The sequence below is a fragment of the Arthrobacter sp. NPDC058192 genome (assembly GCF_042883665.1).
Taxonomy (GTDB): domain Bacteria; phylum Actinomycetota; class Actinomycetes; order Actinomycetales; family Micrococcaceae; genus Arthrobacter.
The window spans coordinates 30,338-51,397 of the sequence record NZ_JBHVVJ010000019.1; the positions used below are offsets into that span (position 1 = coordinate 30,338).

The 21,060-nt window shown below is 67.6% G+C and carries 16 protein-coding genes; 9 read left to right on the forward strand and 7 right to left on the reverse strand.

What is annotated here, in order from left to right:
* The first annotated feature begins 163 nt into the window (after positions 1–163).
* The 3 genes from ACFVVK_RS17740 to ACFVVK_RS17750 are packed head-to-tail and all read left to right on the forward strand — an operon-like array spanning position 164 to position 5,403.
* Positions 164–2,869 carry a DUF4118 domain-containing protein gene (locus tag ACFVVK_RS17740; RefSeq protein WP_390269876.1) on the forward strand — a complete coding sequence of 902 codons (2,706 nt, stop codon included), beginning with the start codon at positions 164–166 and terminating at the stop codon, positions 2,867–2,869.
* On the forward strand, positions 2,866–3,543 hold the full coding sequence (locus ACFVVK_RS17745; RefSeq protein WP_390269879.1) for a response regulator: 678 nt from the start codon (positions 2,866–2,868) through the stop codon (positions 3,541–3,543). The genes ACFVVK_RS17740 and ACFVVK_RS17745 overlap by 4 nt, the downstream gene beginning before the upstream one ends.
* Positions 3,544–3,582: 39 nt before the next feature.
* Positions 3,583–5,403, forward strand: coding sequence for a diguanylate cyclase (locus tag ACFVVK_RS17750; protein WP_390269882.1), 1,821 nt, complete (start codon positions 3,583–3,585; stop codon positions 5,401–5,403).
* On the opposite strand, the gene ACFVVK_RS17755 is transcribed toward ACFVVK_RS17750, so the two are convergent.
* Positions 5,400–6,608 (reverse strand): acyl-CoA dehydrogenase family protein, encoded by a 1,209-nt coding sequence (locus tag ACFVVK_RS17755; protein ID WP_390269885.1) that lies wholly within the window; start codon positions 6,606–6,608, stop codon positions 5,400–5,402. The two genes, ACFVVK_RS17750 and ACFVVK_RS17755, sit on opposite strands and share 4 nt — an antisense overlap.
* A 278-nt stretch (positions 6,609–6,886) precedes the next feature.
* Here ACFVVK_RS17755 and ACFVVK_RS17760 point away from each other — a divergent pair, with 278 nt between their 5' ends.
* The 4 genes from ACFVVK_RS17760 to ACFVVK_RS17775 all read left to right on the forward strand — a co-directional run bounded on the left by ACFVVK_RS17760 (position 6,887) and on the right by ACFVVK_RS17775 (position 10,542).
* Positions 6,887–8,623 carry an AMP-binding protein gene (locus ACFVVK_RS17760; protein ID WP_390269888.1) on the forward strand — a complete coding sequence of 579 codons (1,737 nt, stop codon included), beginning with the start codon at positions 6,887–6,889 and terminating at the stop codon, positions 8,621–8,623.
* 2 nt (positions 8,624–8,625) lie between these two features.
* Complete coding sequence (locus ACFVVK_RS17765; protein ID WP_390269891.1) at positions 8,626–9,132, forward strand: MarR family winged helix-turn-helix transcriptional regulator; 507 nt, start codon at positions 8,626–8,628, stop codon at positions 9,130–9,132.
* 265 nt (positions 9,133–9,397) lie between these two features.
* Positions 9,398–9,775 carry a hypothetical protein gene (locus ACFVVK_RS17770; protein WP_390269894.1) on the forward strand — a complete coding sequence of 126 codons (378 nt, stop codon included), beginning with the start codon at positions 9,398–9,400 and terminating at the stop codon, positions 9,773–9,775.
* A 92-nt stretch (positions 9,776–9,867) separates the two neighbouring features.
* On the forward strand, positions 9,868–10,542 hold the full coding sequence (locus ACFVVK_RS17775) for a DUF6766 family protein (RefSeq protein ID WP_390269897.1): 675 nt from the start codon (positions 9,868–9,870) through the stop codon (positions 10,540–10,542).
* Between the two features lie 40 nt (positions 10,543–10,582).
* On the opposite strand, the gene ACFVVK_RS17780 is transcribed toward ACFVVK_RS17775, so the two are convergent.
* Entirely contained in the window at positions 10,583–10,807 is a 225-nt protein-coding gene (locus ACFVVK_RS17780; RefSeq protein WP_390269900.1) for a hypothetical protein, read from the reverse strand.
* Complete coding sequence (locus tag ACFVVK_RS17785) at positions 10,804–12,243, reverse strand: glycosyltransferase (RefSeq protein ID WP_390269903.1); 1,440 nt, start codon at positions 12,241–12,243, stop codon at positions 10,804–10,806. The genes ACFVVK_RS17780 and ACFVVK_RS17785 overlap by 4 nt, the downstream gene beginning before the upstream one ends.
* A 177-nt stretch (positions 12,244–12,420) precedes the next feature.
* Here ACFVVK_RS17785 and ACFVVK_RS17790 point away from each other — a divergent pair, with 177 nt between their 5' ends.
* The gene (locus tag ACFVVK_RS17790; RefSeq protein WP_390269906.1) at positions 12,421–15,597 is read left to right on the forward strand and encodes a bifunctional cytochrome P450/NADPH--P450 reductase; all 3,177 of its coding nucleotides are present in this window, start codon (positions 12,421–12,423) and stop codon (positions 15,595–15,597) included.
* Positions 15,598–15,633: 36 nt separating this feature from the next.
* Here ACFVVK_RS17790 and ACFVVK_RS17795 read toward each other — a convergent pair whose 3' ends face one another.
* From ACFVVK_RS17795 to ACFVVK_RS17810, 4 genes are read right to left on the reverse strand one after another with little or no spacing between them, the layout of a single operon-like run.
* Complete coding sequence (locus ACFVVK_RS17795) at positions 15,634–16,413, reverse strand: enoyl-CoA hydratase (RefSeq protein WP_390269909.1); 780 nt, start codon at positions 16,411–16,413, stop codon at positions 15,634–15,636.
* 51 nt (positions 16,414–16,464) lie between these two features.
* Complete coding sequence (gene mmsB, locus ACFVVK_RS17800; RefSeq protein ID WP_390269912.1) at positions 16,465–17,466, reverse strand: 3-hydroxyisobutyrate dehydrogenase; 1,002 nt, start codon at positions 17,464–17,466, stop codon at positions 16,465–16,467.
* Positions 17,459–18,598, reverse strand: a complete 1,140-nt coding sequence (locus ACFVVK_RS17805; protein WP_390269915.1) for an enoyl-CoA hydratase/isomerase family protein — start codon at positions 18,596–18,598, stop codon at positions 17,459–17,461. Before ACFVVK_RS17805 ends, mmsB begins: the two co-directional genes overlap by 8 nt.
* On the reverse strand, positions 18,598–20,097 hold the full coding sequence (locus ACFVVK_RS17810; RefSeq protein ID WP_390269918.1) for a CoA-acylating methylmalonate-semialdehyde dehydrogenase: 1,500 nt from the start codon (positions 20,095–20,097) through the stop codon (positions 18,598–18,600). The genes ACFVVK_RS17805 and ACFVVK_RS17810 overlap by 1 nt, the downstream gene beginning before the upstream one ends.
* 131 nt (positions 20,098–20,228) lie before the next feature.
* Between ACFVVK_RS17810 and ACFVVK_RS17815 the strand changes: the two genes are divergently transcribed.
* On the forward strand, positions 20,229–21,035 hold the full coding sequence (locus ACFVVK_RS17815) for an exodeoxyribonuclease III (protein WP_390269921.1): 807 nt from the start codon (positions 20,229–20,231) through the stop codon (positions 21,033–21,035).
* Positions 21,036–21,060: the final 25 nt, after the last annotated feature.

Below are 21,060 nucleotides of genomic sequence, written 5' to 3' on the forward strand. Positions count from 1 at the left end.
GCGCCGCTTCCATCGGGGACAGTACCAGCCCCCGCGGCCCGCGCACCCGTCCGGCGAACAATCCTGATGGTTCCTTAACGCGGCTCCCGGGGGCACCGGCCGGTCACCGCCCCTGTCCCCGGTGACGTCTCCATGTGACAGCTCCAAGTGACAGAATGACGGCATGGCACGTGGAACGCTGCGGATCTTCCTGGGGGCCGCGCCCGGAGTGGGCAAGACCTACGAGATGCTGCAGGAAGCACACCGTCTCGGCGAGCGCGGCGAGGATGTTGCCGTGGCGTTCGCTGTGGACCACGGCCGCTCCGATACGCGGGCTCTCCTGGCCGGTCTCGAGGTCATCCCGCCCCGCCGCCTGCGCAACACGGGCGCCGAGTTTGACGAGTTTGAAGAGATGGATCTGGACGCCGTCCTGGCCCGGGCACCCGGAACCGCGGTGGTGGACGAATACGCCCATTCCAACCTCCCGGGCAGCCGTAACCCGAAGCGCTGGCAGGACGTGGACGAGCTCCTGAATGCCGGAATCAGCGTCCTGTCCACTGTCAACATCCAGCATCTGGCCTCCCTCGGCGATGTGGTCAGCGCGATCACCGACGCCGGCCGGGCGGAGACCGTGCCAGGTGAGAGCGCGCTGGGCGAGTCCTTGCCGGGTGAGACAGTGCCCGACGACGTCGTCCGCCGCGCCCATCAGATCGACCTGGTCGACATCCCGCCTGAACTGCTCCGCCAGCGGCTCAGCGACGGCAAGATCTACGGCGCCGACAAGACCGATGCCGCCCTCTCCAACTATTTCCGGGTGGGCAACCTCAGTGCACTCCGCGAGCTCTCCCTGCTGTGGCTGGCCGACCGGGTGGACGAAGGGCTCGCGAAGTACCGGACCGAGCACGGGATCCAAGGCAGCTGGCCAGCCCGCGAGCGCATCGTGGTGGGTCTGACTGGCGGCCCCGAGGGCGAGGCGCTCATCCGGCGGGCGGCGCGCATTCTGACCCGTGTCAGCGGTGGGGACCTCCTGGCCGTCCACGTGCGAGCGGCCGACGGAGTCTCCTCGGAGTCGCCGCAGGCACTCGAACGGCAGCGGCGGTTGATTTTGGACCTGGGCGGCAGCTACCACGTTGTGGCAGGAGAAGACCCTGCCCCTGCACTGCTGGACTTCGCCCGCAGCGTCAACGCCACCCAGATTGTGGTCGGACTCTCGCGCCGGAAGAACCTCGCGGCGCTGCTGGGCGGGCTTCTGGGCGGCGGCGTCGGCACCCGGGTGGTGCGCGATTCCGGCGACATCGACGTCCACATGGTCCCGCATGCCCTCGGCGGCCAGGGCACGGGCGTGCCGCGGCCCCGCGACCTCGGGCTTGCCCGTGTTGCGGTGGGATTCGTGCTCGCGGTCCTGGTGCCCGTGCTCCTGCAACTCCTCCTTGTGCTCCTGAACCCGGAACAGAACATTGCAACCGCCATGCTCGTCCAGCTCAGCGGCTCCGTGGCGGTCGCCCTCGTCGGCGGCCTGTGGCCGGCGGTCCTGGCCGCCCTGTGGAGCAGCCTGCTGGTCAACTACTTCTCCACACCCCCGACCGGCCACCTGGTCATCAGTGACCCGCAGAACTTCCTGGCGCTGTTCGTCTTCCTGGGGGTGTCGGCCGCCGTGGCCCTGGTGGTGGACCTGGCTGCCCGCCGCTCCAAGGAGGCGGCACGGGCGAGGGCAGAGGCCGCCACACTCAGTGATCTCACCCGCGGGGCAGCCGGCTCGGAGGACACCGTCGAGGCGCTGCTCGACCAGGCCCGGACCGTCTTTCAAGTCCGCGGGACGGCCCTCTTCAGCCGGAGCGGGGGCGGCCACGAGACCTGGCAGCGCCTGGCGTCCGCCGGTGAAGTCCCGCAAGGCACCCTTCCGCGCGGGACAGGGCGGCTGGGCCCGATGACCGACGGAGCCCCCGATGGCGAGAATGTTGAGGAAATCGACGCCGACACCCGGCTGGTCCTCTACGGACGGATCCTGCCGGCCAGCGACCGGCGGCTCCTCGCTGCCTTCGGCGTGCACCTGGCCGCCCAGCGGGAGCGCCAGCAGTTGGTGGCCAGCCGGCGCGAGATGATGCGGCTGGCGGAGAGCAACACCATGCGCACGTCCATCCTCCGCGCGGTCTCCCACGACCTCCGGACGCCACTGGCGGGGATCAAACTCGCTGTCGGGGCCCTCCGAGGGACCGGTGTCCGGTACACCCCGCAGGAAGAGCAGGAACTGCTCGCCACGATCGAGGAATGCTCCGACCGGCTCGACGTGCTGGTCGGGAACCTGCTGGACATGTCCCGGATCACGTCCGAGTCCGTCAGCCCCCAGCTCCGTCCGCTCCGCTGGTACGAAGTTCTGCCCGGCGCCCTGCACGGCGTCCCGCCGGGCCGGGTGCGGGCGGAGCTTCCGGCCAACATGCCTGAGGTGGATGCGGACCAGGGAATGCTGGAGCGCGTCGTCGCGAACATTGTCGAAAACGCGGTCAAGTATGCTCCGGACTCGGACATCGTGGTGGCGGGAACCGCAGGGGGCCTCAGTGCGGCGACGCTGGGCGGGCGTCCTGCCGGCGAGCTGCGCATCATCGACCACGGCCAGGGCGTCCCGGCGGAACGGGTGCTGGACATGTTCCGCCCGTTCCAGCGACTCGACGACGCCACCCGGGCAACCGGCGTCGGGCTCGGCCTGGCAGTAGCGAAAGGTTTCATCGAGGCGATGGGCGGACGGCTGGAAGCGGAGCCGACGCCAGGCGGGGGCCTGACCATGGTCATCGCCCTCCCGCTCTCTACCGGCGCGCCCGTCGACGCCGGTCCGGGCCGGGCGCCGCTGGCGCCGTCGCCCTCCGGGACGCCGTCGGGACAGGACTCGCCATGACCGCCGTTCTGGTCGTCGACGACGACCCCTACCTGTTGCGGGCCCTGCGTATCACCCTGCAGGCACACGGCTACGACGTCTCCACGGCGGCGGACGGCAGGACCGCGCTGCTCAAGGCCAGGCAGGAGCCGCCGCCGTCGGTGGTGATCTTGGATCTTGGCCTGCCGGACCTGGACGGCACGGCGGTGATCCGGGGGCTACGCCCGTTCAGCGGCGTCCCGGTCCTGGTCCTTTCCGCCCGCCACGGCTCCGAGGACAAGGTCCGGGCGCTCGACGCCGGAGCGGACGACTACATCACCAAACCGTTCGGCCTGGACGAGTTGCTGGCCCGGCTCCGCGCCCTCCTGCGCCGCAGCGCGGGACCGGAGCCCGAGGCGGTGGTCAATGCCGAAAACTTCACCGTGGACCTGGGCAAGCGCAGGGTGGTCCGCGGCGGGCAGGACGTCCGGCTGACCCCCACGGAATGGAAGATACTGGAGGTGCTGGTCCGGAACCCGGAGAGCCTCATCACGCAGCAGCAGCTGCTTTCCAGGGTCTGGGGTCCGGCGTACGCCAGGGAGACTAACTACCTGCGGGTCTACATGGCCCAGCTGCGCCGCAAGCTGGAGCCGGACACGGCCAACCCGCGCCATCTGCTCACCGAGGCCGGCATCGGTTACCGCTTCATGCCCTGACAGTTTCTCTCGCCGCGGCCGGGGATGGATACTGGGGCCATGACGAATCGCAGCCCTCTGGACAGGGACGATACGGGGCCGTCCCGGCTCCCAGAGATCCCGGCGCAGCTGCGGGCCGTCCTCAACGGGATCCCGGCACTCGTGGGCTATTGGGACACGGGACTGCGGAACCGCCTGGCCAACGATGCCTACTGCGAATGGTTCGGGTTCGGGCCCCGCCAGCTTCACGGCATGCATGTCCGGGACGTGCTCGGCGAAGCCGTCTTCGAGGCCAACCGACCGCACATCGAGGGGGCGCTCGCCGGAGAGCTGCAGCAGTTTGACCGGACGCTGGTGAGCGCGGCGGGCGAGTCCCGCTTCACCGCGGTGACCTACACCCCCGATAGCCGCGACGGCGGGGTGCAGGGCTTCTTTGTCGTGGTCACGGACATCACCGAGCGGGTGTTGGCCGACCGGCGCCGGCAACGGGACATGGACCGGTACCGTGCCCTGGCGCGAAGCGTCCCCGGCGTCTTTGTGCTCCTCTTCGACGCCGAGCTGCGCTACCTGATCGCCGAAGGCCAGGAGCTGGAGACCTTCGGCTACCGCAGGGAGGAGCTCGAAGGGCACCGCATCCAGGACGTGCTCAAGGGCGATCTCGCCACTGAGCTTGAGCCGCGCTACCGTGGGGCCCTCGCTGGCCGCGAGGTCTCCTGGAGCCGGCAGATCGGCCACCGCACCTACAGGCTGAGTGCCGGGCCGGTCTACTCCGACGATGAGGCGGCGGCCGGCATGGTGGTGGCGGTTGACATCACCGAGCGTCTGCAGCAACAGCAGGTTTGGCAGGCCCTGCACGAAATAGCGACCGAAGTCGCGCGTAACGCCGCCCCCGCAGACATTTCAGAGCGGGTCGCCGCGATTGTCCGCGACCTGTTCAACGTGGATTCCGCCGCCGTCGTCCGGTTCACCGGCGAAACCTCGGCGGAAATTGTCGCCATGGCTCCCGCGCTTCCGGCGACACTGAGCCGGCGGCACATTTTTGCACCGACAGACGTTTCGGCCAGTGTCCGGGTGGCCGTGACCGGCAGACCCGCCCTCGTCGTCTACCGGGAGCACGGAGGGCAGCTCTCAGAGCAGATGCTCGCCGGCGGTTTCCAGTCCACGGCGGCAGCGCCGGTCCGGGTCCGGGGAAGCCTGTGGGGCGCGGTGACCCTGTCCTCGAAATCCCGCACCGGCGTCACGGAGGCGATGATGGAGCGGCTGGCCCAGTTCGCCGAGCTCGTGGGCATCGCCATCGGCAACACCGAGGCACGGACGGACCTGGAGCAGCAAGCCACCACCGATGCCCTGAGCGGCCTGCCCAACCGGCGCGCCCTGGAACGGCACCTCGCCGAACAAGTTGCGCAGGCCGTGAGCCGAGGGACGAGACTGAGTGCCGTCGTCCTGGATATAGACCACTTCAAGAGGGTCAACGACACCCATGGTCACTTGATGGGCGACGTCGTCCTGGCGGAGGTCGCGGCGAGGCTCCGGACGGTCGCCCGCGCAAAGGAGATCGTGGCCCGATTCGGCGGCGAGGAGTTCGTGTGGCTGCTCCCCGAGACCGACGGGGCCGAGGCCCTGCGCGCGGCCGAACGGGCCCGCGAGGCCATCGCGTCAGAACCGTTCGGGGAAGTCGGCTTCCTGACGATCTCCGCCGGAGTCTGCGAGCAGAGCGACGCCACGGCCGGTTCCCTCCTGGACTGCGCGGACCGGGCGCTCTATGAGGCCAAGAATGCCGGGCGCAACCGCACGTCGCGCTACGGCCACCCCACACAGGAGGTCCCGTCCGGCCGGGAGCAGACTTTGGGCGCCACGCGCGACAGCGACCGGAAAGCCTAAACGAAAGCCGACTTCCCGGTCACGGCCCGCGCCACGATCAGCGAATTGATTTCGTAGCTGCCCTCGTAGGTGTAGAGGATCTCGGCGTCGCCGAAGAGCTTGCCCATCTCGTAGTCGCTGCTGATCCCGTTGCCGCCCAGAAGGGACCGGCCCATCGCCACCGAGGCCCGGGCCAGCCGGGTGGTGGTGGACTTGGCCATCGCGGCCTGGGCCATCTCGAGCTTGCCGTCCTCCTGGATCCTGGCCAGCTGGGCCATCAGGGCCAGGGAGGCGGTCGCGTTGCCCAGAATCTCGGCGAGCTGCTGCTGGACGAGCTGGAAGCGGGCCAGCTCCTTGCCGAACTGCCTCCGCTCCAGTGCATAGGAGCGGGCGACGTCGAACGCGGCCAGCTGGATGCCGGCGCCCTGCCAGCCCACCCAGGCCCGGGAATCGCGCAGGAGCTCGTTGGCCTTGGAGAAGTCGGTGGCCCCGGGCAGCAGGTTGGCTTCCGGGATGCGGACCTCGTCTAAGACGATGTCCGCGTTCTGCATGATGCGCAGGCCGATCTTGTTCGCGATCTTCGTGGCGGTGTAGCCGGGCCGGTCGGTCTCGACGATGAAGCCCTTGATGTGCTGGTCCGCGACGTCCCGGGCCCAGACGAGGGCAAAGTCGGCGATGGTTCCGGCACCGATCCAGCGCTTGGCTCCGTTGATCACCCACTCGCCGCCCTCCCGCCGCGCGGTGGTTTCCAGGCCGCCGGCAATGTCCGAGCCGTGCTCCGGCTCGGTCAGGGCGAAGGCTCCGAGCTGGGTGAAAGCGGTGAGGCCCGGGAGCCAGCGGGCCTTCTGCTCCTCGGAGCCCAGCTCATCAATCATGCCGACGATCAGTTCGTTGTGGATGCCCACGAGCGCCGAGAGCGAGACGTCGGCACGGGCCACCTCCACATACATGAGCCCCTTGAAAAGCTTGGAGGTGCCATCCGTCTGCAGGCCGCCCAGACCATATTTCCCCAGTTCCGCGAGCAGCGCGAAGGGAAACTCCTCGCGGTTCCAGTAGTCGATCGAGGCCCGCCGGATCCGGGACTGCAGGAACTCCCGGACCTCCTGGTACCGGAGCTGTTCCTCCGCCGGCAGCAGTTCCACGACGTACATGAGGTCGGCGTCGGGAAACGGCGGCTGCCCCGTGTCCGCCGGGGCGGCGGCCGCAGCACCCGCAGCCGCTGTCATGTCTGCTTCCGCTGTGTTTGACTCCGCTGGCGCTGCCTGTCCGCTGGCACGTCCTTGTCGCTGCACGGGCGCATTTCCCTTCGTTACGCGCCGTCTGCAGAGCGGCGCCGCTCTTCCAAACCCTTGGATGTCCTAGTATATTGCACAGTGACGGGGATCACTAGGCAGGCACCGCGCCGGGCCGGCGGACCCCGGGCAACGGCGCCGGACTGCGGATGTTCCGAAATTTCGGACCCTCCGGAATGGTTGCGCCGCCAGGAGACTTCGAAAGGTGCACCATGACCGTGACTGAGGAATTCAGGGCCGCAAGGGACCGGCTGCTGGCCCTCCGCGGGGACTACGACGCCGCCCGCAGCCAATTCCAGTGGCCGCGCTTCGAGGAATTCAACTTCGCGCTGGACTGGTTCGACCAGCTCGCCGCAGATCCGGCCAAGGCGGCCAACCCGGCACTGGTGATCGTCGAACAGGACGGGTCGGCCACGCGGCGCAGCTTCGCGGACCTCTCCCGGCGCTCGTCCCAGGTGGCCAACTGGCTGCGCGACCAGGGCGTTCAGCGCGGGGACCGGATGATCATCATGCTCGGCAACCAGGTGGAACTCTGGGAACTCATGCTGGCCGGCATCAAGCTGGGCATCGTGCTGATTCCCACCACCACCCTGATGGGCCCTGCCGATCTCCGGGACCGGGTGGAGCGCGGCGGCGCGGCGTGGGCCGCCGTCGGAAGTGCCAACATCGCCAAGTTCGCCGAGGTCCCGGGGAACTACACGCTGATCGAAATCGGCGACGCCGCCAGTCCCGCCGCTGGGACGGAAACAGCCCGCCAGTACGCCGGTGCCGCCGCGGCGGACACGGACTTCATCCCCGACGGCCCCACCCGCGCCGACGAGACCCTGCTCCTCTACTTCACCTCCGGCACCACGTCCAAGGCCAAACTCGTCGAGCACACGCACACCTCGTACCCGGTGGGACACCTCTCCACGATGTTCTGGATCGGGATGGAACCAGGCGACGTGCACCTCAACGTGGCCTCCCCCGGCTGGGCCAAACACGCCTGGTCCAACGTTTTCACGCCCTGGATCGCCGAGGCCTGCGTGTTCATCTACAACTACGACCGCTTCGACGCCAGGGCGCTCATGGAACAGATGGACCGCGAGTCCGTGACCAGTTTCTGCGCGCCGCCCACGGTCTGGCGCATGCTCATCCAGGCCGATCTCACACTGTTGAAGAATCCGCCCACCAAAGTGGTGTCCGCCGGCGAGCCGCTCAACGCCGAGGTGATTGACCAGGTTTACCGGGCCTGGGGGCAGCGCATCCGGGACGGCTTCGGGCAGACCGAAACGACAGTGCAGATCGCCAACACCCCGGGCCAGCCGATCAAGATCGGCGCCATGGGAAAACCGCTGCCGGGCTATGACGTGGTGCTCGTGGACCCCGCTACGGGTCAGGAAAGCGACGACGGCGAGCTCTGCCTGCGCCTTGACCCCCGCCCCGTCGGGCTGATGAAGGCCTACCACGGCGACCCGGAGAAGACCGCGGAGGCGTTCCGCGACGGCTACTACCACACCGGTGACATGGCGAGCCGGGACGAGCGCGGCATCATCACCTATGTGGGCCGCGGCGACGACGTCTTCAAATCCTCCGATTACCGGCTGTCCCCGTTCGAACTGGAAAGCGTGCTGATCGAGCACCCGGCGGTGGCGGAGGCCGCCGTCGTCCCCTCCCCCGACCCGCTCAAGCTGTCGGTGCCGAAGGCGTTTGTGGTCCTGGCGGCCGGGCACCAGCCCGGTCCGGAGCTGGCCGAGGACATCCTGCGGTACTGCCGCGACCACCTGGCCCCGTTCAAACGGATCCGCCGGCTGGAGTTTGCCGAGCTACCCAAGACGATCTCCGGCAAGATCCGGCGCGTGGAGCTGCGCCACAGCGAGGAACTGCGCCATGGCAGCGGTCCGGTGCCGGCCGGCTTGGGCATCGAATACTCGGACTCTGATTTCCCCGGGCTCAAGGGGCAGGGCTGAGCGTGGGAACGCCGCTGCCGCGGGATCCGATTGCCGACGCGCGGCTGAACTGGGAGCGCCACGGCTGGTCCGACGTCGCCGCACCGATGGCCGCCATCACCGCCATTATGCGGACCCAGCAGATCCTGCTGGGCCGGATCGAAGCCGTGCTCAAGCCGCTCGGGCTCACCTTTGCCCGGTACGAACTGCTGGCTTTGCTCAGTTTCGCCCGCAGCGGCGCGCTCCCCATGAACAAGGCGAGCGCGCTGCTGCAGGTCCACCCCACCTCGGTCACCAACGCCGTGGACCGGCTCCAGGACGCCGGGCTGGTCCTGCGTTCACCGCACCCCACGGACGGCCGCACCACGCTGATCGAACTCACCACGGAGGGCCGGGCCCTGGCCAAGCGGGCGACGGCGGTGCTGAACTCGGAGGTCTTCGGCCAGTCGGGCTTCGGGGACCAGGATGTGGAGCAGCTGATCCGGATCCTGGGCACGTTCCGCCGGAATGCCGGGGACTTCAGCGGCTGACGCGCGGGCGGTCTTGAGCGAGGGATCGGTGCTGCCGGGGCGGAGGGGCCATTGCGGGGCACCCGACGGCAGGGCACTTGACCGGGCTCCCGGCACGGACTAAAAAACAAGTAGCCTTAGCATCCTGTCTGGCCGTGCACGAGGAGGGATTTTCATCTACCAGGAACAGCGCACTGATGGAGCACAGTCCAACTTCCTCCGGCTCGAAACCCGGAACGTAAAGACGCCCAGGCGCGGTAGGGGCCCGCGGTACGGGCTCCTCGCCGTGCTCATGCTCTCCGGAGGCGCACTTTCGGGGTGCGCCGCTGACGGAACGGAAGCCGCAGAAACGGCTGAAGCGTTCCACCGGGACGTTGCCAGCTCCGACCTGGCTGCCGCGTGCCTGCTGCTGCAGCCCAAGACAAGGGAAGATACCGCCCGGTCCAGCGATGCCGGCACTTGCGAGAGCCAACTGGAAAAGGCCAAGATTCCGGCCGCCGGAAAACTGCTGGACACCGAGCGGTTCGGCGGGAACGCATTCGTCGAATTCGAGAATGACACCGTCTTCCTGGCCGCCTCCGACGCGGGCTGGAAAATAACGGGCGTCGGCTGCACTGCCAACGGTGAAGAAGTGCCGTACACCTGCGAAGTAGGAGGAAAATAGCATGCGCTGGAGCTTTGCGCTGTATCTCACCCTGATCTTTGGCGGACTTGCCTACATGGCTGCCGTCGGGCTTGCTCGAGGATAGGCAGACCGTGAGAACAGCGATCAGAAACAACGGCCTCAGCCTCTTTTTCGGCCTGATCTTCCTCCTGGCGCTGCTGGGCCAGGCGCTCACCGGCCATGCCCTCTTCAATCAGGAACAGGTGGCCGCCGGACTGCAGGAAATCAGCTTCGCGCAGTACCTGATCTCCTCGAATTTCGCCGTGGACGTCGCCGAAAACTGGCAGTCCGAGTACCTGCAGTTCCTGCTGTACATCTTCGCGACCATCTGGCTCGTCCAAAAAGGATCGCCGGAGTCCAAGGAGCTGAATGAACCCGGCCCTGAGTCGGACAAGGAACAACTCGTGGGCGAGTTCAGCAACGCCAAGTCCCCGAAGTGGGCCCGCGTCTCCGGCTGGCGGCGGACCCTGTACTCGAACTCGCTCGGCATGACGATGGGGCTGATCTTCTTCCTGTCCTGGCTGGTCCAGTCCATCGCGGGGAACAGCAACTACAACCAGGAACAGATCCAGAACTTCCAGCAACCGATCAGCTGGCCCGAGTACATTGCATCGCCGGAGTTCTGGAACCGCACGCTGCAGAACTGGCAGTCCGAGTTCCTCGCCGTGGGGTCCATGGTGGTCCTGTCGATCTACCTCCGCCAGCGCGGCTCACCGGAGTCCAAGCCGGTGGGTTCGGCGCACGACGACACGGGCACCACAGGCTAGGCAAACTGCCCAGCTTACGGCCCCTGCCCGAGGTGCCAGCCTAGCGGGGCGCGTCGGGGTGGATGCTGCGGGTTTCGCCGCGCTCGCCTCTGACGCGCAGCCAACCGGGCCGGTGAAGCTTGGGCAGCACTTTGGCGGCCGCGAGCGCCGCGTACATGACGGTATTGATCGCGACAAACGTCGCCAGGATCGCGAACCAGTCCGAGTTCAGGAGCGACTCCGGAAAGAGGATCCCAGTCGGGACGGGCACTTCGGCGCGGCTCATGGTGACTCCCTGACGACGTCGGGGGCGCCCGTGTGGGTGACGTGCTTCCACTTGGCGGTCCGGCCCAGCGATATGTCGATGATGCCCTTGACGTAGACGATGTTCAGGAACATATCGAAAAAGAGTTCGGGGAAGAGCGTGGCGGCCAGGAGCCGGGCCCGCCAGCCGCCCTTCCAGACCGTAACGACGCGTTCGATCATGAATACCCCGCCAAGTCCCAGCCAGAAGGGGAACCAGATCCAGGCGTCCAGGGAGAACACCATGAGGAAGATCAGCAGCAGGTAGGCGCTGAGGGCGATCACGCCATAGCCGATTCCAAGCTGCTGCACCCAGTAGCGCAGGGTCTGGGAAGTGACCCCGTAGGCGCCAATGTTTTCCAGCGCTCCCCGCTGCCACCGCAGCCGCTGGGCCCATAGTGTGGACCACGTAGGCATGAGTTCGGTAACCACTGTGCACGGTGGCGGGGAGATCATGAGGGCGCCAAGTGATTTCAGTGCGATCGTCAGTTCATTGTCCTCAGTCAGCGCAGCCGTGTCATAGACGTCGCCCCGCGTCCCGGGAATCGATTCTCCCCGCTGCTCGGCGATCGTCCGCAATGCGACCGGGCGGAAGAGTGAAGCGGTGCCTGTCAGCACGAAAACCCTCCCCCGCCGTCGTTTGATCTCCCTTCCGTAGCGGAGGTATTCATTCCGCTGGAACTGGCCAAGCACGCCGTGGCCCTCTTCCCCGTAGAACAACCCGCCCACTGCCATGAGCGCCCGGTCGTTCACGAAACGCTGCACGGCTGCTTCGAGGAATCCGTCATCGATCGCGGTGTCCGCGTCCATCACCATCACGACATCATTTGCGCCGAGCGCCGAGAGGATCTCCTTAAGCACCTGGTTGAGAGCGCCGGCCTTCTTTTTCGTATTTCCGACCGACTCATAGAGCTCGACGCCGGCGCCGCGGGCGATGTCCGCGGTGCTGTCCGTGCAATTGTCCGCCACCACGATGATTCGTTCTGGGCTGTGGGACTGCGCGCGCAGCGAAGCGATCGTAGAGGGCAGCGAGGCTTCTTCGTTGTGGGCCGGGATGAGCACGGTGACTGTTAGAGGTCCGGCATAGACTCCGCGGCTGGCTGCCATCACGATCCTTGGCGCCAGCGGAGCGACGCTCAGGTTCGCCGATCTCCGCGACCGGGCGGTGATGCGGCGCTCCAGCAGCGCGACGCCGGCCGCCAAGAGGACGGCGAGCGCCACCGCCGCGCCCAGGATCCTGCCACCGGGGGCGTTGGTGCTGTAGAGCACGTTCCACACCCCCAGGATGAAGGCGTGCGGTGGCCCGTCCAGTTGCGCGTGGCCGCCCGCGGCTATGGCGGTCCATAAAAGCGCCGCGGCCGTGCCGGCAATTACGGCAATGACCAGACCTACTGTCCGGTGAAGCTGTCCCCTGCCCATCCCGCGGATGCTAGCAGAGAATCACTGGCACCACCTGTCACACCGAAACCATCCGTTCCTGGACCTGTTTTTCCGGCATCCGTCCGGCGTATCGTGGTTCGCAGCCGGACGGCGCCGTCCGCCCAGGTTCCGATTAGTGCTCACAGAGCGTCGATTGGCGATCGCCTAGGAGGGGTCATGACTTCGCCCACCGTCCCCATACCGCAGCCTCCCCCGAAGCCGGTGGTGGGAAACCTGCCCGATATCGATTCCGCCAAGGGAGTCCTGGGGCTGGTCGAGATAGCCGAGCAGTACGGCCCGATCGTTCGGATTCAATTCTTCAACCGCAGCGTAGTCGCCGTCTCGTCCCAGAAGTTCGTCAACGAAGTCTGCGACGAATCCCGCTTTGGCAAGGTCCTCGGTATTGCCCTTCGGGAGGTGCGGCAATTCGCCGGCGACGGGCTGTTCACCGCGGAAACACTGGCACCGAACTGGCAAAAGGCACACCGGATCCTGATGCCGGCCTTCGGGCCCGCGGCGCTCAAGCGCATGTTCGCCGGCATGGACGACATCGTCGAGCAGCTGCTGCTCAAGTGGGAGCGCCTGGGTCCGGCGGCCCGGATCGACGTGCCGGACAACACCACCCGGCTGACGCTGGACACCATCGCCCTGTGCTCGTTCAGCTACCGCTTCAACAGCCTCTACCGGGAAGAGATGCATCCCTTCGTCGGGGCCATGGTCCGGGCCCTGGTCGAATCCAGGGACCGGGCGCGCAGGCTCCCGGTGCAGAACAAGATCATGCTGCGCAGGCGGCACCAGCTCGAGGAAGACAATGCCCTGATGTTCGAGGTCGCTGAGCAGATCATCAGCGACCGGCGCCGCAATCCCAGCCCGGCAGGCAGCGAGGACATCCTCGACACCATGCTCAACGCGGCCGACCCGGTGACCGGCGAGCGGCTGTCCGATGAAAACATCCGCTATCAGATGGTCACGTTCCTGATCGCCGGGCATGAGACCACCAGCGGCCTGCTGTCCTTCACGCTCTATGAACTGCTCCGCCACCCTGCCGTTCTGGCCAAGGCGCAGGCCGTGGTGGACGAGGTCCTCGGCGCCGAAAGCGCCACGTTTGAGCACCTGCCCCAGCTGGGGTACCTCGACCAGATTCTCAAGGAAACGCTCCGGCTGTGGCCGACGGCGCCGGCGTTCAACGTGGCCCCGTTCGAGGACACAACGCTCGGGGGCCGCTACGACATCCCCGCGGGCCAGCCCATCCTGGTCCTGATCCCGCAGCTGCACCGGGACAAGGTGGCATGGGGAGAGGACGCTGAAATCTTTGACCCCGAGCGGTTCTCGCCGGAGAGGGCCGCGACAATTCCCGCCAATGCCTGGAAGCCTTTCGGCAACGGCCAGCGCTCCTGTATCGGCCGGGGTTTTGCCCTGCAGGAGGCCATGCTCTTCCTGGCCAAGCTCCTGCAGCGCTTCGACATCACGGCGGCGGATCCGGGGTACGAACTGCAGATCAAACACACCCTGACCATGAAGCCGGAGGGGCTGTTCATCCATGTGCGCCGCCGGGACGTCCGGATCGCGACGGCGGCACCCCGTGCCGCCGTCGAGCACGCCCGGAAGACGGAGATGCCGGCCGCCGCCCCCAACGGCGTCCCCATCCGGGTGCTTTACGGTTCCAACGCGGGCACGTCCAAGGACTTTGCCCAGCGGATTGCCAACGACGCCGGACGTCGCGGCTACAGCCCGACCATCGGCACGCTCGACGAGGCAGCGGGCGGGCTGCCGACGGAGGGGCTCGTCGCAGTCGTCTCCTCGTCCTATGAGGGACAGCCGCCGGACAACGCCCGGAAGTTCCTGGCCTGGACCGCAGGGCTGCAGCCGGGCAGCCTCGCCGGTGTGCGGTACACGGTCTTCGGCAACGGCAACAAGGACTGGGCGCAAACGTACCAGGAAGTGCCCAAGGCCATCGACGCCCGGCTCGAGTCCGCCGGCGCCGCACGGGTCTACGCCCGCGGCGAGGCCAACGCCCGCGGCGACTTCTTCGGCGATTTCGATGAGTGGTATGCCGGGTTCTGGCCGGCGGTGGACGCCGCCCTCGGGCAGCGGACCAATTCCCCGGCCGGGCAGCCCCTGCTTGAACTTCAGTTCGTCGGCAACGTCCGGGAACCGATGCTGCGCCAGAACGGGCTGGCCCTCGGCACTGTCGTCGCGAACCGGGAGCTGGTGGACACCACCCAACCCGGCGCCCGGTCCAAGCGTCATGTCGAGATCGCGCTGCCCGAGGGGATGAGCTACCGGACCGGCGACTATCTGGCCGTGCTGCCGCTGAATCCCAGCAACCTCGTGCAGCGGGCCCTGGCCCGGTTCAACCTCGACTATGACTCGCACGTCCTGTTAAGCATGGAGCGCGGGGACACGTTCCTGCCCACCGGCACGCCCGTGGCCGTGGGCGAACTGCTGAGCAGTTACGTCGAGCTTGCTGTCCCCGCCACGCGGACCCAGCTTGAGGACCTGGCCGACGTTGCGGCGGATCCGGTGCACCGCGGGGAACTCAAAGCCCTGGCGCAGGACCGGGAGCGCCATGCCGCCGAAATCCTCGACCAGCGTGTCTCCCTGCTGGATCTGCTGGAAACCTACCCGTCCTGCCAGCTGTCGTTCACATCGTTCCTGCAACTGCTGACCCAGCTGACACCCCGGCGCTACTCCATCTCGTCGTCCCCGCTCTGGAGCCCTGACCATGCGACCCTGACCTTCGCCGTCATCGAGGCGCCGGCGTGGTCCGGCCGCGGGATCTTCGAAGGCGCCTCTTCCACGTTCCTCGCCCAGGCCAGGCCCGGGTCGCGAGTCGCGGTAACCGTTCGTCCCTCGAATACGGCGTTCCACCCGCCCGCGTCCCTTGAGGTACCGCTCATCATGGTCTGTGCCGGGACCGGGCTGGCGCCCTTCCGCGGATTCGTCCAGGACCGGGCGCTCCGGGCCCAGTCCGAGGGGCAGACGCCGGCACCTGCCCTGCTGTTCTTCGGCTGCCGCGCCCCGGACACGGACTTCCTGTACCGCGACGAATTGGATGCCTGGGCCGAGGAAGCCAACCTCGATCTGCGGCCCGTGTTTTCCGCCGCTCCGGAAGACGGGATGAAGTACGTTCAGGACCGGCTCTGGGCGGACCGGGCCGACGTCGTCGAGCTCGTTAAGCAGGGCGCCACGGTTTACGTCTGCGGCGACGGGAAGTACATGGCACCGCAGGTCCGCGACACGTGCGCGATGATCTACCGGGAGGCGACCGGCGCCTCGGAGGCGGCCGCCGCGGCGTGGATGGACGACGTCGAACGCGCCCACGGCAGGTACGTGGCCGACATCTTCACCTGAGCGGGCCAGCCTCCGGTGAACTGGCGGCGGCCTTGCCTAGCGGTGGTTGAACTCGGGCTGCCGCTTCTCGGTGAAGGCAGCCATTCCTTCCTTCTGGTCCTCGGTGGCGAACAGCGAGTGGAAGACCCGCCGTTCAAAGAGCACGCCCTGCGCCAGCCCGGTCTCAAACGCCGCGTTCACGGCTTCCTTGGCCACCATCGCCACCGGCTTGGATTTGGAGGCGATCACCTCGGCAGCCTTCAGTGCCTCCTCGACGACGTCGGCGGCCGGGACCACCCGGGACACCAGGCCCGCGCGTTCGGCTTCCTCGGCGTCCATGAACCGGCCGGTCAGGATCATGTCCATCGCCTTGGACTTGCCCACCGCGCGGGTGAGGCGCTGCGAGCCGCCCATCCCCGGGAGCACGCCGAGGTTGATTTCGGGCTGGCCGAACTTGGCGTTGTCTGCGGCGATGATGAAGTCGCACATCATCGCCAGCTCGCAGCCGCCGCCCAGCGCGAAGCCGGACACGGCCGCGACGACGGGGATGCGGAGCCGGGTGAAGTCCTCCCAGCCACGGAACCAGTCCGCCGCGTACATGTCCATGTAGCCCTTGGACTGCATTTCCTTGATGTCCGCGCCGGCGGCGAACGCCTTCGGCGAACCGGTCACCACCACCGCACCCACTCCGGGGTCCGCATCCATCGCGGTGGCGGCCTGCACGAGTTCGTCCATCGTGGCCTTGTTGAGGGCGTTCAGGGCCTCCGGCCTGTTTAGCGTCACCAGGCCCACGCGGCCGCGGCGCTCCACCAGGATGTTCGCGTACTCTTCCGTCATGCGTGTTCCCCTTAGCTGGTTCTGGTTCTGGTTCTGGTCCCGGGCCCGGGACTAGCGGCCGGCAGCGCCCGGTCCGGTTTGGCCCGGTCCAGATTGGCCGGGTCCGGATTTTTCCCGGATGTCGGTGATGATGCCGGAGAAGTCCCGGCCCGCGCCCCCTTCCGCGGCAAAGGTATCGTAAATTTCGGAGGCGAGCGGCCCCAGCCGGGCCGCGACGCCGGTGCCCTGGACCGCGTTGAGGGCCAGCCGTAGGTCCTTGGCCATCAGCGCGCCGGCGAAACCGGGCTGGTAATCCCGGTTGGCGGGGCTCGTCGGGACCGGCCCCGGGACGGGGCAGTTGGTGGTCAGTGCCCAGCACTGCCCCGAGGCTGCGGAAGCGACATCGAACAGCGCCTGGTGGGTCAGTCCGAGTTTCTCGCCCAGCACGAAGGCTTCGCTGACGGCGATCATCGAGACGCCCAGGATCAGGTTGTTGCAGATCTTTGCCGCCTGCCCGGCACTGGGCCCGCCGCAGTGCACCACCCGCTTGCCCATGACCTCCAGCAGCGGTTTGACCGCTTCAAAATCCTCGGGGAGGCCGCCGACCATGAACGTCAGCGTGCCCGCCTCGGCCCCCACGACGCCGCCGGACACGGGAGCGTCGACGGCGCGGTGGCCGGCCGCGACCGCGAGTGCCTCGGCCTCGCGGGCCTCGTCCACATTGATCGTGGAACAGTCCAGGAACATGGTGCCCGGCGCCACGGTGTCCAGCAGGCCGGGCGCACCGCCCGTGCCGCGGTAAGCGTCCAGGACATGTTGGCCGCTGGGCAGCATGGTCAGCACGACGGCGGCGCCGGCCGCCGCTTCGACGGCCGTCCGGACCGTCGGGATGCCGTGTTCCCGGGCGGCGTCCAGGGCCGCCGGCACGACGTCGAAAGCGGTCACCGCGTAGCCGGCCTTGACCAGGTTAATGGCCATCGGTCCGCCCATGTGCCCCAGGCCCAGGAAGGCGATGGTGCCCATTTCGGACGGTGCTGTTCCGGACGGTGCTGTTTCTGATGCTGCTTCAGACATTGTGCTTCTCCTTGTTCTTCTCCTTCGGAGCGAGCTTCAGTTCGCGTTCGCCCAGCGGGGCGAAGTAAGCCTCGACGTCCTCCCGGGTGACCTCCGCCAGGGTGGCGGGCTTCCAGCGGGGATTGCGGTCTTTGTCCACCACCTGGGCGCGGATGCCTTCGCGGAAGTCCGGACCGGCGAGAAAGTGCAGGCCGACGCGGTACTCCTGTTCCAGGGCCCGCTTCAGGGCCTGGTCGGTGCCCAGCGCGCGGACCCGGCGCAGGGATTCCAGCGCCACCTTCACCGCGGTCGGCGATTTGGCCTCGATGGTGTCGGCGGCGCCGGCCGCTTCGCCGGCTGCCTTGCCGTCCGAAGTGCGCAGCCGGCCGAGGATCTCCTCGGCGTCGTCGCCGTAGTAGCAGGCGTCAATCCATTCCTGCTGCGCGGCGAGAACCGACGGCGGAGCCGGTTCGGCGACACGTGCGACGGCGGCCTCCACGGGTTCGGCTTCGAGGGCTGCGGCCAGTTCCGGCAACCGTTCGGAGGGCACGAAGTGGTCCGCCAGGCCCAGGAACAGCGCATCCGCCCCGTTCAGGTGGGCGCCGGTCAGGGCCGCGTGTGTGCCGGTCTCCCCCGGCGAGCGGGACAGCAGGAGGGTGCCGCCGACGTCGGGCGCGAACCCGATCGTCGTTTCGGGCATGCCTGTACGGGTTCGTTCGGTGACGATCCGCACCGAGCCGTGCGCGGAGATCCCCACGCCGCCGCCCAGAACCAGCCCGTCCATGAAGGCCACGTACGGTTTGGGGTATTCCGAGATGAGCAGGTTCAGCCGGTACTCGACGGCCCAGAAGTCGGCGGTGTCGTCCCCGCCGTCGAGCATGTCCCGGTAGATGGCCACGATGTCGCCGCCGGCGCAGAGGCCGCGGTCGCCGGCGCCGCGGACCAGCACCGCGGCGACGCCGTCGTCCTCGGCCCAGAGCGTGAGCTGCCTGAGCATCGCCGCGGCCATCCCGGCGGTGAGGGCGTTGACGGCCTTGGGCCGGTTGAGGGTTGCGACGCCGAGGCGGCCGCGCCGTTCAAACAGGACTTCATCGCCCGGGACTTCGTCGCCCACGGCTCCGCCAGCCGCTTCCCGCGCAACCTCCGCCCCCATCAACTGCCTTCCGGCATCACGAAGCTGGCGCCTTGGCGGACTCCGGAGGGCCATCGTGTGGTCACGGTTTTGGTTTTGGTGTAGAAGCGGAAGGCGTCGGCGCCGTGCTGGTTGAGGTCCCCGAAGCCGGAAGCCTTCCAGCCGCCGAAGGTGTAGTACGCGATCGGCACGGGAATGGGGACATTGATGCCCACCATGCCCACCTGGACCCGGCTGGCGAAGTCGCGGGCAGCATCGCCGTCGCGGGTGAAGATGGCCACGCCGTTGCCGAATTCGTTCTCGCTGCAGAGCCGAAGCGCCTGCTCGTAGTCCTCCGCGCGGAGCACGCTGAGTACCGGGCCGAAGATTTCTTCCTTGTAGATCTTCATGTCCTTCGTGACGTTGTCGAACAAGGTGGGGCCCACCCAGAAGCCGCCGTCGTAGCCTTCCACCTTCAGGCCGCGGCCGTCGGTGAGCAGGCTGGCGCCTTCTTCGACGCCGGAGGCGATGTAGCCTTCGATCCTTTCCTTGGCCGCTGCCGCCACGACCGGGCCGAAGTCGGAATCCTTGGCGAGGCTGGGCCCGACCTTGAGCCCGGCGATCCGGTCCTGCAGTTTCTCGACCAGGGCGTCCGCGGTCTTCCGGCCCACGGGGACCGCCACCGAGATCGCCATGCAGCGCTCGCCCGCGGAGCCGAAGCCTGCCCCGATGAGCGCATCCGCGGCCATGTCCAGGTCCGCGTCGGGCATGATCACCATGTGGTTCTTGGCGCCGCCGAAGCACTGGGCCCGCTTGCCGTTCGCTGCGGCGGTGGCGTAGATGTACTGGGCAATGGGCGTGGAACCGACAAAGCCGATGGCCTGGACCCGAGGATCCTCAAGCAGTGCATCCACGGCGGCTTTATCCCCGTTGACCACGTTGAAGACGCCGTTGGGCAGGCCCGCCTCGGTGAAGAGCTCCGCGAGGCGGAGCGGCACGGAGGGGTCCCGTTCTGACGGTTTGAGGATGAAGGCGTTGCCGGCGGCGAGGGCAGGCCCGGACTTCCACAGCGGGATCATGGCCGGGAAGTTGAACGGCGTGATGCCGGCGACGACGCCGAGGGGCTGGCGCATCGAGTGCACGTCGATTCCGGCCCCGGCGCTGTCCGAGAACTCGCCCTTGAGCAGGTGTGGGGCGCCGGCGGCGAATTCGACGACCTCGATGCCGCGCTGGATGTCACCCTTGGCGTCGGGGAAGGTCTTGCCGTGCTCCGAGGAGAGCAGGGTGGCGAGTTCGTCCATGTTCTCGTTGACCAGGTCCACGAACTTGAGCAGGATCCGCCCACGCCGCTGCGGGTTCATGGCGGCCCATTCCAGCTGCCCCTTTTCCGCGCTGGCGATCACGTTGTGCACTTCCTCTGCGCTGGCCAGCGGCAACCGGGCCTGGACCGCGCCCGTGCAGGGATCGTAGACGTCGCTGAACCGGCCGGAGGTGCCGTCCACCCGCTGCCCGTCAATGTAATGGGATAGCTCTCGAACCATGACCGAATGCTCCTTTGCATGTGACCCAGATCATCTCTGGTGCCGAATATACTCGGACTTCCTACTAATTTCCAGAGGGCGGGGGCGGCCGTCCGCTTCGTCAGCGGGCCAAGTTCGGTAAGTTAGGGACTGTGAAGATTGCTACCTGGAATGTGAACTCGCTCCGTGCCCGTGCCGACCGTGTGGAGGCGTGGCTTCAGCGCACGGACTGTGACGTCCTGGCCATCCAGGAAACGAAATGCAAGGACGAGAACTTCCCGTGGGAGTTGTTTGAAAACATGGGCTACGAGGTGGCGCATTTCGGCCTCAGCCAGTGGAACGGCGTCGCGATTGCCTCGCGGGTGGGCCTCGCCGACGTCGAACGCACCTTCCTGGACCAGCCTGTGTTCGGCAAGAGCGGCAAGGATGCCGTGCAGGAAGCCCGCGCGATCGGCGCCACCTGCGGCGGCGTCCGGGTCTGGAGCCTCTATGTCCCCAACGGCCGCGCCCTCGACGATGAACACATGCCCTACAAACTCAACTGGCTGGACATCCTGAAGACGCACGCCGGCACGTGGATCACGGATGACCCGACGGCGCAGATCGCGCTGATGGGAGATTTCAACATCGCACCCCTGGATGAAGACGTCTGGGACATCGACTTTTTCCGCGCCAATGCCATGACCCACGTCAGCGAGCCCGAACGCGCCGCCTTCCACGCCTTTGAGGCGGCCGGCTTCCAGGACGTGGTCCGCCCGCACACCCCGGGCCCCGGCGTCTACACCTACTGGGACTACACGCAGCTCCGCTTCCCGAAGAAGGAAGGGATGCGGATCGACTTCATCCTGGGCTCCCCGGCCCTCGCCGCGCGGGTGACCGGTGGGATGATCGATCGCGAGGAGCGCAAGGGCAAAGGCGCGTCGGACCACGCCCCGGTGTTGGCGGAACTGGCGGACTAGTGACGGCCGCCCAGGGAAGCGTCGT

Bases quoted from the DNA above. Each gene is read 5' to 3' on its own strand.
- ACFVVK_RS17740 (WP_390269876.1), top strand. From the start codon at position 164: ATGGCACGTGGAACGCTGCGGATCTTCCTGGGGGCCGCGCCCGGAGTG.
- ACFVVK_RS17745 (WP_390269879.1), top strand. From the start codon at position 2,866: ATGACCGCCGTTCTGGTCGTCGACGACGACCCCTACCTGTTGCGGGCC.
- ACFVVK_RS17750 (WP_390269882.1), top strand. From the start codon at position 3,583: ATGACGAATCGCAGCCCTCTGGACAGGGACGATACGGGGCCGTCCCGG.
- ACFVVK_RS17755 (WP_390269885.1), bottom strand. From the start codon at position 6,608: ATGACAGCGGCTGCGGGTGCTGCGGCCGCCGCCCCGGCGGACACGGGG.
- ACFVVK_RS17760 (WP_390269888.1), top strand. From the start codon at position 6,887: ATGACCGTGACTGAGGAATTCAGGGCCGCAAGGGACCGGCTGCTGGCC.
- ACFVVK_RS17780 (WP_390269900.1), bottom strand. From the start codon at position 10,807: ATGAGCCGCGCCGAAGTGCCCGTCCCGACTGGGATCCTCTTTCCGGAG.
- ACFVVK_RS17785 (WP_390269903.1), bottom strand. From the start codon at position 12,243: ATGGGCAGGGGACAGCTTCACCGGACAGTAGGTCTGGTCATTGCCGTA.
- ACFVVK_RS17790 (WP_390269906.1), top strand. From the start codon at position 12,421: ATGACTTCGCCCACCGTCCCCATACCGCAGCCTCCCCCGAAGCCGGTG.
- ACFVVK_RS17795 (WP_390269909.1), bottom strand. From the start codon at position 16,413: ATGACGGAAGAGTACGCGAACATCCTGGTGGAGCGCCGCGGCCGCGTG.
- mmsB (WP_390269912.1), bottom strand. From the start codon at position 17,466: ATGTCTGAAGCAGCATCAGAAACAGCACCGTCCGGAACAGCACCGTCC.
- ACFVVK_RS17805 (WP_390269915.1), bottom strand. From the start codon at position 18,598: ATGGGGGCGGAGGTTGCGCGGGAAGCGGCTGGCGGAGCCGTGGGCGAC.
- ACFVVK_RS17810 (WP_390269918.1), bottom strand. From the start codon at position 20,097: ATGGTTCGAGAGCTATCCCATTACATTGACGGGCAGCGGGTGGACGGC.